The sequence below is a fragment of the Mesoplasma florum L1 genome, from assembly GCF_000008305.1.
In the GTDB taxonomy this organism is placed as follows: domain Bacteria; phylum Bacillota_I; class Bacilli_A; order Mycoplasmatales; family Mycoplasmataceae; genus Mesoplasma; species Mesoplasma florum.
On sequence record NC_006055.1, the window covers coordinates 718,983 to 732,966 of the forward strand.

Annotated in this window: 12 protein-coding genes; 1 reads left to right on the plus strand and 11 read right to left on the minus strand. The window is 29.4% G+C overall.

The window, feature by feature from the left end; translation table 4 throughout:
- Positions 1-80: 80 nt before the first annotated feature.
- Entirely contained in the window at positions 81-932 is an 852-nt protein-coding gene (locus MFL_RS03275; RefSeq protein WP_011183511.1) for a Cof-type HAD-IIB family hydrolase, read from the plus strand.
- Positions 933-968: 36 nt separating this feature from the next.
- Here MFL_RS03275 and MFL_RS03280 read toward each other — a convergent pair whose 3' ends face one another.
- The 11 genes from MFL_RS03280 to MFL_RS03330 all read right to left on the minus strand — a co-directional run bounded on the left by MFL_RS03280 (position 969) and on the right by MFL_RS03330 (position 13,981).
- A complete protein-coding gene (locus tag MFL_RS03280; RefSeq protein WP_011183512.1) occupies positions 969-2,420 on the minus strand; it encodes a glycoside hydrolase family 1 protein in 1,452 nt (483 codons plus the stop codon).
- A 110-nt stretch (positions 2,421-2,530) separates the two neighbouring features.
- Positions 2,531-3,463 (minus strand): ROK family protein, encoded by a 933-nt coding sequence (locus MFL_RS03285; protein ID WP_011183513.1) that lies wholly within the window; start codon positions 3,461-3,463, stop codon positions 2,531-2,533.
- Positions 3,456-4,856: a glycoside hydrolase family 1 protein gene (locus MFL_RS03290; protein WP_011183514.1), complete on the minus strand. Its 1,401-nt coding sequence runs from the start codon at positions 4,854-4,856 to the stop codon at positions 3,456-3,458. Before MFL_RS03290 ends, MFL_RS03285 begins: the two co-directional genes overlap by 8 nt.
- Positions 4,857-4,936: 80 nt before the next feature.
- The gene (locus MFL_RS03295; protein ID WP_011183515.1) at positions 4,937-5,680 is read right to left on the minus strand and encodes a MurR/RpiR family transcriptional regulator; all 744 of its coding nucleotides are present in this window, start codon (positions 5,678-5,680) and stop codon (positions 4,937-4,939) included.
- 65 nt (positions 5,681-5,745) lie between these two features.
- The gene (locus tag MFL_RS03300) at positions 5,746-8,370 is read right to left on the minus strand and encodes a glucose PTS transporter subunit IIA (RefSeq protein ID WP_011183516.1); all 2,625 of its coding nucleotides are present in this window, start codon (positions 8,368-8,370) and stop codon (positions 5,746-5,748) included.
- 143 nt (positions 8,371-8,513) lie between these two features.
- Positions 8,514-8,873: a hypothetical protein gene (locus MFL_RS03305; protein WP_011183517.1), complete on the minus strand. Its 360-nt coding sequence runs from the start codon at positions 8,871-8,873 to the stop codon at positions 8,514-8,516.
- Positions 8,874-8,939: 66 nt separating this feature from the next.
- Positions 8,940-10,124, minus strand: coding sequence for an elongation factor Tu (gene tuf, locus MFL_RS03310; protein ID WP_011183518.1), 1,185 nt, complete (start codon positions 10,122-10,124; stop codon positions 8,940-8,942).
- Between the two features lie 140 nt (positions 10,125-10,264).
- A complete protein-coding gene (gene fusA, locus MFL_RS03315) occupies positions 10,265-12,334 on the minus strand; it encodes an elongation factor G (RefSeq protein WP_011183519.1) in 2,070 nt (689 codons plus the stop codon).
- Between the two features lie 37 nt (positions 12,335-12,371).
- A complete protein-coding gene (rpsG, locus tag MFL_RS03320) occupies positions 12,372-12,839 on the minus strand; it encodes a 30S ribosomal protein S7 (protein ID WP_011183520.1) in 468 nt (155 codons plus the stop codon).
- A gap of 80 nt (positions 12,840-12,919) precedes the next feature.
- Positions 12,920-13,333: a 30S ribosomal protein S12 gene (gene rpsL / locus MFL_RS03325; RefSeq protein WP_011183521.1), complete on the minus strand. Its 414-nt coding sequence runs from the start codon at positions 13,331-13,333 to the stop codon at positions 12,920-12,922.
- A gap of 102 nt (positions 13,334-13,435) precedes the next feature.
- The gene (locus tag MFL_RS03330; RefSeq protein ID WP_011183522.1) at positions 13,436-13,981 is read right to left on the minus strand and encodes a hypothetical protein; all 546 of its coding nucleotides are present in this window, start codon (positions 13,979-13,981) and stop codon (positions 13,436-13,438) included.
- Positions 13,982-13,984: the final 3 nt, after the last annotated feature.

Here is a 13,984-nt window from a genome sequence, read left to right on the forward strand (position 1 = left end):
AAATCAAAGAGAAAATATTTTTATCTAAATTTTGATAAAATATATTTATATCTACTTATTCTGGAAAGGAAAGTAAACTTATGCAATTAAAAGACAAAAATAAAAAGAGATTAATACTAATTGATTTAGATGGGACAACATTAAAAAATGATCATATATCAATTAATCCAATTACTAAAAATGCATTACAAGATGCAATAAAAAATGGGCATACAGTTTGCATTTGCACTGGTAGAAGTTTAAAAGATACATTACATATCTATAATGAATTAGAATTAGACAGTTTATTAGTAACACTAGATGGTGGTCATATATCTGATCCTGTTCACAGAAATTTTAAAAGAATAGTTTTACCAATAAGTGAAGAAGTTACAAAAGGCATATTAAGACACCCAATTTTAAAAGGCAAAATTGAAAATATTATTGTTGAGTATTATCATACAAATATGATTCAAAATCCAGCTGATAACTTTTTCGTTGTTGATTCAAATGCAGAACAACCTGTTCAAGGAAATATTTTAAAAGATTGAAATGGTCCATGTAGTAATATTATTATTAAATTAAATACTAATTTAAATTTCTTTAATGTTGTTGACACTTTAAATGATGAATTTGGAGATGCAGTTAAAGTAAAATCAAACCTAATTTATGGTATTGAAAATATTGGAGAAAAGCCTATTTTAATAATTACAAATAAATTTGTTAATAAAGGATTTGCAGCTGAAATGGTTGCCCAATACTATAATAAAAATATTAATGATGTTATTGCTTTTGGAGATCAAATGAATGATTTTGAAATGATACAAACAGTAGGTCATGGAATCGCATTAACTAGTGGTAATCCAAAACTAAAAGAAGTTGCATGAGGTATAACTGATTTATCAAATGAAGATGGCGGTCTTGGTGACACACTTAATAAACTTTTAAAATAGAAAAAACATCAGTCCAATAAGCTGATGTTTTTTCTATTAAAATTCTTTTGTTTTCATAAAATTTTGAAATCAGTTAAAAGATTTCTTTTTAAACCTATTTCCTGTTCCATTATGATAATCATCATAATCAACATAAATCATTCCATAACGTTTTGACATTTCATTAGTTGAAGCAGACACTACATCAATTGGCGTTCACATTGTATAACCAAATACATCAATACCATCCTTGATTGCCTCATTGATTTGTTCAAAATGTTTTCCTAAATAATCGATTCTATAATCGTCTTTAACAGTATTATTAGAGTCCAGATTTTCTAATACACCTATACCATTTTCTGAAATAAATAATGGTTTTTGATATCTATCTCACATTTGATTTAAAGAGACTCTTAAACCAATAGGGTCAATTTGTCATCCTCATTCTGTTGCTTCTAGAAATGGGTTTTTTCCTCCAGTTGAAACATTGCCTGATGCCTTGTCTTTTCCTTGAACGGCAACAGTAGCAGACATGTAATAACTAAATGAAATGAAATCAACTGTATTATTTTTTAAAACTTTTTCATCATCATTTTCCATTATAATATTTATATTATTTTCAGTAAAATATCTTTTAATGTAAGTAGGATACTCACCTTTAGCAACTACATCATAGAAAAATCAACGAGATATTTGTTGTGATTTCAAGTTTTCAATTTCATTTATAGGATTACAGTCTAGTGCGTAAGTTGTTATGTTTGCAACCATACACCCAAATTTAGTTTTTAGCTTACACATCTTTTTACCTAATTCAATAACTTTTGCTTGTGCAATAAATTGATGGTGAAGTCCCTGATAAGCCGCTTGATCTCTTTCATTTTTACTTTTAAAATCTGATTCAAAAACTCCCAAACCAACTTCTGTACTTCAAATTGCAACATTAATTTCGTTAAATGGTAATCAAAAATCTACAACATCATCAAATTCTTCAAATAACGTTTTAGCATACTTTACAAATAAATCTATTACTTTTCTGTTTGTTCAGCCACCGTATTTTTTTGTAATTTCATAAGGTGTATCAAAGTGGTGCATAGTTACCATTACTTTAATTCCTGCCTTTTTGCATTCTTCAAAAACATTTCTATAAAAATCTATACCCGCTTCATTTGGTTTTTCATCATCACCATTAGGAAATATTCTTGATCAAGCAATTGACATTCTATAAATGTTCATTCCTGCTTCTTTAAACAAAGCAATATCTTCTTTATATCTATGATAAAAGTCAATTCCAAACCTTTTTGGGTAATGCAAATTTTGTTTGTTTTCAATAGAGTCAAGCATTTCTTCTTTTGTTTGACCTCCAAAATGTATAGCTTTTCTATTTTTGATTGGCAAGAAAGGTTTCATTTCAAGTAGAGTTAAAGTTTTTCCGCCTTCATTATATGCTCCTTCTACCTGAGATGCTGCTGTTGCTCCACCTCATAAAAAATCGTCTTTAATAAATTTCATATTTTCACTTCCTTTATATTTTGATTTTCTCAAATATTTAAAATTTAGCATATTTTACGTATTAAATAAATTTAACTTTTATAAATAGAAAGTTGTTAACAAAAATGCTATTATGCATTTTGTTTTTCTTCAAGCTCGCAAAGTTTATAAAAAACTCCATAACATCCTGCATCATTATTTAATTTTGATTTTTCGACAACATTAAAAACTGGATTTTTTGAAAATTTGCTATTAGCATCAAAATTTCGATGAAACTTAATCTTATCAATAACCATTTTCATAAACTGTTTATTTTCGCTTACACCACCACCAATAGTTAGCAAATCAAAATCCAATAATTGATGAAAGTTAATTATTGCTTTAGCAATTGATGATGTTCATTCATCAACTAGTTTACACACAATTTGATCTTTTTCATTAAATTTAGTAAAAATGTACTTACCTGAAATATTTTCGTTTGAGTTAATGATTTTTTTGTATTTCATAATTAAAGTACCCAGACCTGTGTCCAACGCGTAAGCAGATTTATCATTTTTATCATTTATTGAGCTAAACATTCCTGAAGCTTGACCAGCCTCAAAATTGCTTCCTTTATAAAGTTTACTATTAATTATGATTCCGCATCCTAAAGCAGAACCAATTGTAATATGAATAAAATTTATTAATTTTGGATCATTTCTAAATTTAAATTCGCCAAACGCAGCTGATTTGCCGTCATTTTCAATTTCAAAATTTTGCATATTATATAATTTTGAGAATTTTGCATTTATATCAAATTCAACATCACAAAATGCTGATTCAGTTATTACTTTTTTCTTTTCTGAGTCTAAAACACCAGGAATTGAAATACCTAAGTCAAAATAGTCTTTTTCGTTTTTTAAATCATCCAATATTATATCTAAAACTTTTTCTAGGGGAACTTGAAACCCTTTCTTTTCTAAATGGGTAAAGTAAAGAATATCTTTAAATTCTACTTTATCATCATTAAAAACTATTTTTTTAATTGATGAACCACCCAAATCGTAAGTAATTTTTTTATTCATTGTAATCACCGTTGTTTTTAATTAATTCTTTGTATCAATAGAAACTGTCTTTTCTTATTCTTTTCATATCTTTTAAATCAAATTCATCTCTATTGACATAAATAAATCCATATCTTTTTGATATTCCTTCATGAGTTGAAACTAAATCAATAGCACTTCAAGGCATATATCCTATCATCTCAACGCCATCTTCAATAGCTAGTCCCATTTGATGAATATGTTTTTTATAATAATCTATTCTATAATCGTCATGTACTTTTCCATCTTCAGTTAAAACATCTTTAGCACCAATTCCATTTTCAGTAACCATAATTGGTAACTGATATCTTTCTCAAACTTCTCTTAAAGTATTTCTAAAGCCAACAGGATCAATTTCTCATCCAAACTGAGTTTTTTGAAGATTAGGGTTTTTTACTGATTTTGCAAAACCTTTAAATGCAAATCCAGATTGCTGGTCATTGTTTGTTGCTCCATCATCTCCATTTGAACTGTTGATAGCTTCAACAGTTCCAGAAGAATAATAATTAATCGCAATAAAATCAGGTTTTGCTACTTTAAATAATTCCATTTCTTCTTCAGTTGTTTTAATTTGTTTATTATTTTCTTCCAAATACTTTAAGAATTTTTTACTATATGATCCTCTACATAAAATATCTAAGTAAACTCAGTTTCTCAATAAATCCATGTTTAACTTAGCCGTAAAATCTTCAGGTTTACATGAAGCTGGGTAGTTAACTGATATGTTGGGTGCTGGCCCTATTTTGACTCCTGGACACATTTCCCTACACATTAGAATAGCCTTAGCTTGAACAACGTTCATGTTATGCATTACTTGTCATTCATTTGAAGAAGACTTTTCTTTATTTGTATTTATGATTTGTGAAACTAAAACCATAACATTCAGTTCATTAACTGTTAATCAATATTTAACTTTTGAACCAAAATTTTTAAACAAAACTGAGCAATATCTTTCATAATGTTTATAAACATTTTTGCTTTCTAATCCACCATCATCTTCAACAAACATAGGAATATCAAAGTGAAAAATTGTAACTACTGGCTCAATATTATTTTTAATTAGTTCATCTAATAAGTTATTATAAAAATCAATTCCTTCTTGATTTATATTACCTTCCTTATCTTTAATTATTCTTGGTCATGAAATAGAAAATCTGTATGACTTAAATCCCATTTCTGCCATAAGAGCTACATCTTCTTTTCAATGGTTATAGTGATCAGCTGCAACACTAAAATCTGTTATTTCTTTGTTTGCGTGTTTTTTTGATGAAGGGTCCATTGATGATGGCACTTTGCCGCCTTGATATATACCCCCTTCTACTTGATAGGCGCTTGTAGCTGCACCCCATAAAAAATCTTTTGGAAATTTATTCATATAATTCCCTCCTTATATTTTTATTTTATGCTTTGCATTTTTAATATGCCCTGATAAATAAGGCATTAAAAAAAACTTTCCTATTTAGAAAGTTTTTTTAACTCGTTTAATACCTCGATAAAAAGCATTTGAATTGCTATGTTTCTTATTAAAAATGATGCACTATCATGATTAATATCTAAACAAATTGTATTGAAATTAAATTTCTTAAGTTTTTCCTCAGAAAATTGAGATGTTATTAAAAAACTTTTCTCTTTTTTAAAATTTTCAAGCATTTCAAACTCAACTTGATCAACCAAACTTTCTGTGTCAAGTCCACCAAACAAAATTATGTTGATCGATTGCTTTTTCTTTTTTATATTTTTCATGAATATATATTGTGTTTCAAAAATAATTGGCGTGATTTCACCTTCAAGTAATAATTCGTAAATAAAGTTTGAAGCAATTCTAAATTGATAAGAACTGTATATATAAACATTCTTTTCAGCTGCAATAGAAGTAGCAATTAATTTTATAGTATCTTTTTTGGAAATTAATCAATCATTAATATCACGTAAAAAATTTTTCATATTTCCTATTTCATTTATTTCATTAAGTTTATTTTGTTTCTTTAAATCAAATACTAGCTCTTTATATCCTGAAAAACCCAAACTTTTTGAAAACTTTGTAATTGTTGATTCACTTACAAATGATTTTTCAGAAAGTTCTTTTTGTTTAAGGAACTTTCCTTGTCTAGCACTATTTAATATTTCGGTTGCTATTATTTGATTTGTTGTATTAGTAAAATTTTTATGCTGTGTTTTTAATTTTTCATATATGTTCATCGATTTACCTCTTTAAAAAGATTTTACAATAAAAAAGTAAACATTGAGTTTACTCTTATATTTTATTAAATCGTTTTAACCGCTTTTTTATTTTTCTTTAAACTTTTTGTAAGTTGTTTTAGAGAAATATTTATGTTTTTAGGGTTTTCAAAGTCATATGCAATTTTTAATGAATTTAAATCGTTTCAATAGTTATTTTTAATTTCAACTATTTCTTCTTTTAAATTATATTGTTTACTGATTTGTGATAATAAATTATCAATTTCTTTTTGTTTAGGTTCAATTATTTTATCAAGTGTTTTGAAATCAATTTTTGCTTTCAATTCATCACGCTCAATTTTTAATTTATCTATTTTTGCTTTATAAGAAAGGCTATTAAATTCATTAACTAATTTTTTTGAAGTTTGTAAATCATTTTTACTTATTGCTTTTTTACCTTTTTTATAAATTTGTTGCTCATGTTTATATTCATTTTCAGTTAGTGTTTCAATTTTTGAATCAACAGAAACAACTTTTTGAATTTGTTTTTCAATTTTTTTAATTTGTTTAACTGTGTCTTTATTTACAACAGCTTTCATTTCTTTAATTTGAGATTTTAAAATTTGAATTTCTTCGTCTGTTAAATTATCTTTAACTTTAATGAATTTTAACAAAGCATTTGCTGATTTAGAAATAGATGATTTTTCATTTGGTCTTTCAATATAAATTAGTAAACTAAATACAGTTCCTAAAGCTAATGCTATAGCGGCACCTGAAATATATAAAAGTCCGTTTGAAATGTTTGATAATTCAGCTGTTCCACCCATTGTTGGTGAAGAAAAGAAACCAATAAATTCAAATATTCCAAATCCTGTTCCGGCTCTTGCTGTTACACCAACGGCATTACAATAAGCTCCAGCGAAGAATGCAGCTATACATCCTGCTATTAAAGGACGTTTTTTAGGTAAGCTTATACCATATAAAATAGGTTCAGTAATTCCTAAACATCCTGCAGGCAACATATGAATTGCATCTTTTTTAAGTTTTGAATTTTGTGTTACTAAAATAACACCCACTAAAGCTCCAACTTGAGCTCAAACAGAAATACCCATTATCATGAATATACCTGCTCCACCTCTTTGAATACTATCTAAAATACCTACAATTATAAGCCCCATGTGAATTCCAAAAATTACAGCAACTTGTCATATTCCAATATAGAAACCTACCCCAATTCCTAATGGAGCTTGACCAATTCAATACATTAGTGTTCCAGCTAATGTTTCAATAACATTTCATACTGGTAATAATATGAAAAATGAAGTTGGAACTATTACCATAACTAATAAGAAAGGTCTAAACATTAATTCTAATGAAATTGGAATTCATGTTTTAATTCAATCATTTAAATATTTGGCAGCTATTGTAGCCCCAATAACGACAAACATTTTATTAGTCATTGCAGCTATCTTAACTTTAGATATTCCATCTAAAACAGGGTTACCTGTGTTTAAATCTCCGAAGTCAATAACTATTCATTCATGACCCATTCCACCTGAACCACCATCTAAGAACATTAATGGAGTTGATAAGATCAATGCAATTGATGCGGCTATAATAACATCAAATTTAAAGTACTGAGCTGTACTTATTGCAATAGCTATTGTTCCAAAAACTGTTGTTGTTTTTGCCATAATAAATAATATAATTCATCCAATAGCTGCATCTTTTAGTAAGACCTGATTGCCACTCGCTTGCGCTGTAATAACAATATCGGGCATAACATTTATTTGAACTAAAATACCCACAATGGCTTGAACAATAGCACACCCTACTAATACTGGTATAGTTTTTACCATTATTGAAGCAAACATTCTTATAAATTGTGCTCCCCTGCTTTGTTTCTCATTATTTTCATTTGTTTGAGAAGCAACTACTGAATTAGCAAATTCATTTTGAGCTATAACTTCATCTTTTAATTTATATACATCTTGTCCAATTACAACTTGCAATTCATCACCTTGTCAAATTGTACTTTTAACTAGTGACAAAGTTCTTATTTTTTCTTCATTAACAATTTCTTTATCTTTAACCAAAAATCTCAAACGTGTCATACAATTATAAACGTCTCTATAATTTTTTGGTCCTCCAACAAGTTCATTAAGAATTCTTGCTTCTTTTTGATATTTATTTTCAGCATTAAAAAATTCTTCAAAATCTTTATTAGTCATTTTATTTGGATCTGCTTTTACAATTTGTTCTTCTAGTACTTTTATTGTACAAATAAGATCTCCTTGCTTAAAATTACCTTTTACAGAATTTAAAATTTCAATTGGTTGATCAAAAACAATTGGAGTTTCTGTTGAAATTTTTTCTGCATTCACCATTTTTAAATCAACTTCAAAAATTTCATCACCTAATCTTATTTTTTTGTCAATTTCTAAATTTGTTTTAAAAGGTTTACCACCTAATTTAACAGTATCTAACCCACAGTGAATTAAAACGTTTATACCTTCAATATCAAAACCATATGCATGTTTTGTTTCGAAAATCATTATTGTTTTAGCTTCTAAAAATGGTGAATAAAACTTATTTTTCTTTGGGATAATTAATAAACCATCACCAAGTAATTTTTTAGAAAAAGTTTCATCACTACATTCACTTAAAGATTTAACTTCACAGTCCACTGGAGCATAAATTTTTATTTCCATATTTTTTATTCCTTTCTAGAATATTTTCCAATATAAACTCAAAAATAACTTGTTTTTGTATAAAACTTACATTAAATTTCTTTTTTGGAAAGTTTTTAGTTTTTAGAAATAAAAAATAATACTAATCAATAAAAAACACCAGTTTATTCAACTGGTGTTTTATTTTCTAATTTTATTTTATCTTGTTCATCTGTTAACATTACTGAAGCTACTATAAATAGAATACCAGATACTAAATTAACAAATAATAGTGTACATACTGATAAAGCTATATGAGTTACTTCTTCCTCTGTTCCAATTTGTTTATATGCTTTATTTGCTGCTAAAGTCATTGGTATAGTTCAAACTAAAGGAACTAAGAATATAACCAATAAGACTACTCCAACTATCGGATTAGCTGTAATTCCAATTAATCCGTATATTAAAGCAATTAAGACAGCAAATCCCATATATACAATATTTAAAATTATTCCTATTAAATATAATGATTTTCTTGTTTGCATTTTTCCACCTTTTCTTTTCTAATGATAACAAAAAAAATTGCCGTTAAGCAATTTTTTGTTTTGGTATTATTGAACTGAAATAACTGTTCCAGCACCAATAGTTCTTCCACCTTCACGGATTGAGAATTTTGTTCCATCTTCAACGGCAATTGGTTTAATTAATTCAACTGTCATTTCAACGTTATCTCCAGGCATAACCATGTCTGTTCCTGCAGGTAAGATTACTTCACCAGTAACATCAGTTGTACGGAAGTAGAATTGAGGACGGTATTTGTTAAAGAATGGTTTTTGACGTCCACCTTCTTCAGTAGTTAAAGCATAAACTGATGCTTGTAATTTAGTATGAGGTTTAATAGTTCCAGGTTTAGCTAAAACTTGTCCACGTTCAATACTTTCTCTATCAACACCACGTAGTAATGCTCCAACGTTGTCTCCAGCTTCAGCAAAATCTAATAATTTTCTGAACATTTCTAATCCAGTAACAACAGTTTTTTTAGCTTCTTCAACTAATCCAACGATTTCAACTTCTTCGTTAACTTTAATTGTTCCACGTTCAACACGTCCTGTAGCAACAGTTCCACGTCCTGTAATTGTGAAAACGTCTTCAACAGGCATTAAGAATGTTTTATCTGAATCACGAGTTGGAGTTGGGATGTATTCATCAACTGCAGCCATTAATTCTTCAATAGCAGCAACTCATTTAGCTTCTCCGTTTAAAGCTCCTAAAGCTGATCCACGGATAACTGGTGCTCCGTCTCCATCGAAGTCGTAAGCTGATAATAAGTCTCTAACTTCCATTTCAACTAAGTCGATCATTTCTTCATCATCAACCATGTCACATTTGTTTAAGAAAACAACAATTTTTGGAACTCCAACTTGTCTTGATAATAAGATGTGTTCACGAGTTTGAGGCATAGGTCCATCAGTTGCAGCAACAACTAAGATCCCACCATCCATTTGAGCAGCACCTGTAATCATGTTTTTAACATAATCGGCGTGTCCTGGACAGTCTACGTGTGCGTAGTGTCTGTTTTCTGTTTTATATTCAACGTGTGAAGTATTAATTGTAATTCCACGTTCTCTTTCTTCTGGAGCGTTATCGATATTTGCGTAATCTTTAAATTCTGCTCCACCTTTATCTGCTAAAACTTTAGTAATAGCAGCAGTTAATGTAGTTTTACCGTGGTCAACGTGTCCAATAGTACCAATGTTAACGTGAGGTAAACTACGGTCAAAAGCTTCTTTTGCCATTTTTGTATTTCTCCTTTATTTATATCTAGCGATATTAGATTTACTTTCTAGTATCTTTACCGCCCCCGTAGGGGCGTTGTTTATTCTTATTAATTAAGAATATTTTAACTTTTTACATCAATAAGTGCAATTATAAATTACTACTTACCTGATTTTTTAATAATTTCTTCTGCAATAGATCTAGGTGCTTCAGCATAGTGACTGAAAATCATAGTGTAGTTTCCACGTCCTTGTGTGAATGATCTTAATTCTGTTGCATAACCAAACATTTCTGTTAGAGGAACTTTAGATTTAATTGTTTGTGCGTTTCCTCTTTGTTCTGATCCTTCGATTAATCCACGTTTTGATGAAATGTTACCCATTACATCTCCATAGTATTCATCCGGAACAGTTACTTCAACGTTCATGATTGGTTCTAAGATAACTGGATTCATTTTTTTACATGCTTCTTTTAAAGCAAATGATGCAGCGATTTTATAAGCCATTTCGTTTGAGTCAACGTCGTGCATTGATCCATCAACGATTGTTGCTTTAACATCGATCATTGGGTATCCAGCAACAACCCCGTTTGTAAGTGCGTTTTCTAAACCAACACGTGCAGCATTGATGTATTCTTTAGAAACACGTCCTCCAGTAATTTTGTCAACTCATTCAAACCCTTTATCAACGTTTGGTTCGAATTCAATAACAACGTGACCATATGACCCACGTCCTCCTGATTGTTTAACATATTTACCTTCAGCTTTTGCTGGTAATTTAATTGTTTCACGGTATGATACTTGAGGTGCTCCAACATTTGTTTCAACTTTGAATTCACGTCTCATACGGTCAACAATAATATCTAAGTGTAATTCACCCATACCAGCAATAATAGTTTGTCCAGTTTCTTCATCAGTATATGTTCTGAAAGTTGGATCTTCTTCTGCTAATTTTGATAATGCTAATCCCATTTTTTCTTGATCCGCTTTAGTTTTTGGTTCTAAAGCTAATTGGATAACTGGTTCTGGGAATACCATTGATTCTAAAATAATTTCATGTTTTTCATCAACTAAAGTATCACCTGTTGTAGTATTTTTTAATCCAACAGCAGCTGCAATATCTCCAGCATAAACTTCTTCAATTTCGTTACGGTTGTTTGCGTGCATTTGTAAAATACGTCCTACACGTTCTTTATCACCTTTTGTTGAGTTCAATACATAACTTCCTTTTGTAAGAATACCTGAGTAAACTCTAAAGAATGTTAATTTACCAACGAATGGGTCAGTCATAACTTTGAAAGCTAAAGCTGAGAATGGTTCATTGTCATCTGCATGTCTTTCTGCTTCTTCACCATTTGGTAAAACACCTTTAATTGAAGGAACGTCTAATGGTGAAGGTAAATAATCAACAACTGCGTCTAATAATAATTTAACACCTTTGTTTTTGAAAGCTGATCCAGCTAAAACTGGGAAGAATTCTGCACCAATAACCCCTTTACGGATTGCTTGTTTTAATTCAGGAATAGTGATTTCTTCACCATCTAAGAATTTCATCATTAATTCTTCATCGTATTCAACAGCGGCTTCAACTAATTCGCTTCTTAAAATTTCTGCTTGATCTTTTAAATCTGCAGGAATTTCAATTTCTTTAGCAATTTCTTCAGCTTTTCCGTCAAATTCGTAAGCTTTCATTTCAACTAAATCGATTATTCCTGTGAAGTTATCTTCAGCACCGATTGGTAATTGAATTGGAGCAGCTTTGGCTCCTAAACGATCCCCGATTGATTTAACTGAATAGATGAAATCTGCTCCAGTTTTATCCATTTTGTTAACAAAAACAATACGAGGAACTCTATAAGTAGTTGCTTGTCTTCAAACAGTTTCAGTTTGAGGTTCAACTCCTGATTGTCCATCAAGAACTGCTACAGCTCCATCAAGAACACGTAATGAACGTTCAACTTCAACAGTGAAGTCAACGTGACCTGGAGTATCAATTATGTTGAAACGGTTATTTTTTCAGAATGCAGTTGTTGCAGCTGAAGTAATTGTAATACCACGTTCTTGCTCTTGTGCCATTCAGTCCATTTGTGAAGCCCCTTCATGAGTTTCACCAATTTTATGAATTTTACCTGTGTGGAATAAAATACGTTCTGTTGTAGTAGTTTTCCCAGCATCAATGTGAGCCATAATTCCAAGGTTACGAGTATTTTCTAAACTAAATTCTCTTGGCATAATTTTGCCCCCTATCTAAATAAAATATTTGTTGATCTTATCAACGGTAGTGTGCAAATGCTTTATTAGCTTCTGCCATTTTATGTGTATCTTCACGTTTTTTAACTGATCCACCCATGTTGTTTGATGCATCAATAATTTCGTTAGCTAACTTAACAGTCATAACTTTTTCATTTCTTAATCTTGCATAGTTAATTAATCAACGTAAAGCTAATGTAACTTGTCTTTCATCTGAAACTTCAACTGGCACTTGGTAGTTAGCTCCCCCAATACGACGAACTTTTAATTCTAAGTGCGGTTTGATGTTTTCAATAGCTTTGTTAAAAATTTCAATTGGCTCTTCACCAGTTTTTTCTTTGATAATGTCAAATGCATCATAAATAATTGTTTGAGCTGTTCCTCTCTTACCATCTAACATAATTTTGTTGATAGCACGAGTAACTAATTTTGAGTTATAAATTGGATCTGCTAAAACATCTCTTTTTTCTGCTCTATTTTTACGCATAGTTTTGACTCCTTTCTTGATTTTCTATTTTGTGATACTTATTTGTGGTTCATTTCACGGTTCTTCTAAATTTAATTAGACTATTTTTTAGGTCTTTTCGCTCCATATAAAGAACGAGATTGTTTACGGTTGTTAACTGCTTGAGTATCTAATGTTCCACGAATAATGTGGTAACGTACCCCTGGTAAGTCTTTTACACGTCCCCCACGAATTAAAACAACTGAGTGTTCTTGAAGGTTATGTCCTTCTCCTGGGATATATGCATTAACTTCCATTCCGTTTGTTAATCTAACACGAGCGTATTTACGTAACGCAGAGTTGGGTTTTTTAGGTGTCATTGTAGCAACACGAGTACATACTCCTCTTTTTTGAGGTGCAGAAACTTTAGTTACTTTCTTTTTCAATGAGTTTACCCCTCTGTTTAAAGCAGGCGCTTTAGTTTTTCAAGTTTTAGCTTTACGGTTTGTTTTAACTAATTGATTGATTGTTGGCATTGTATTTCCTCCTTTCACAATTCCGTGTGTGTTGAACTCACATAAATAAATTATACACTTAATTGATTAAAAGTTCAAACTTATATCAACAAGTGTATATTTTTATATTAAATTTATTATTTCCACTAACGTTGAAATGATTTCAAAATTGTTTTTTAGGTCTAAGTTTAATTTTGTTTTATTTGTTGAACTTATTAAATTCAACAATGAAGTTAACACTTCAGATTTTTCTAATAAACTAAATTGTTTTTCTTTTTGCTTTGTATTTTTTATAAAAAGCGGTAGCTCCTCATTTGAAGTTAAAATAAAATCTTTATTTTCTTTATAAGCAACAATAAAAATTTTTTCAAAACTTTCATTTATAAAATTTTTCATATTTTCAAAATCTTTAAAATATGCTGATAATGCTTTCTTATAAAAAAGCAGATCGTCTTCCAAATTTTTTAATATTTCTTTAAATGCAATTAAATTATGATTTTTACATTGTTTTACTATTTTTATTAGTTCTTGTAGCTGTGCTATATTTTCAATTCTTAAGTTAATTGACTTAAATTTCTTAAAATCATCATCAAACAAAAATGCATCTAGCATCTTAAAGCCTTGGTAAGATTTATTAATTTTATTAAATACTACTTTTTCTATATTCATAAA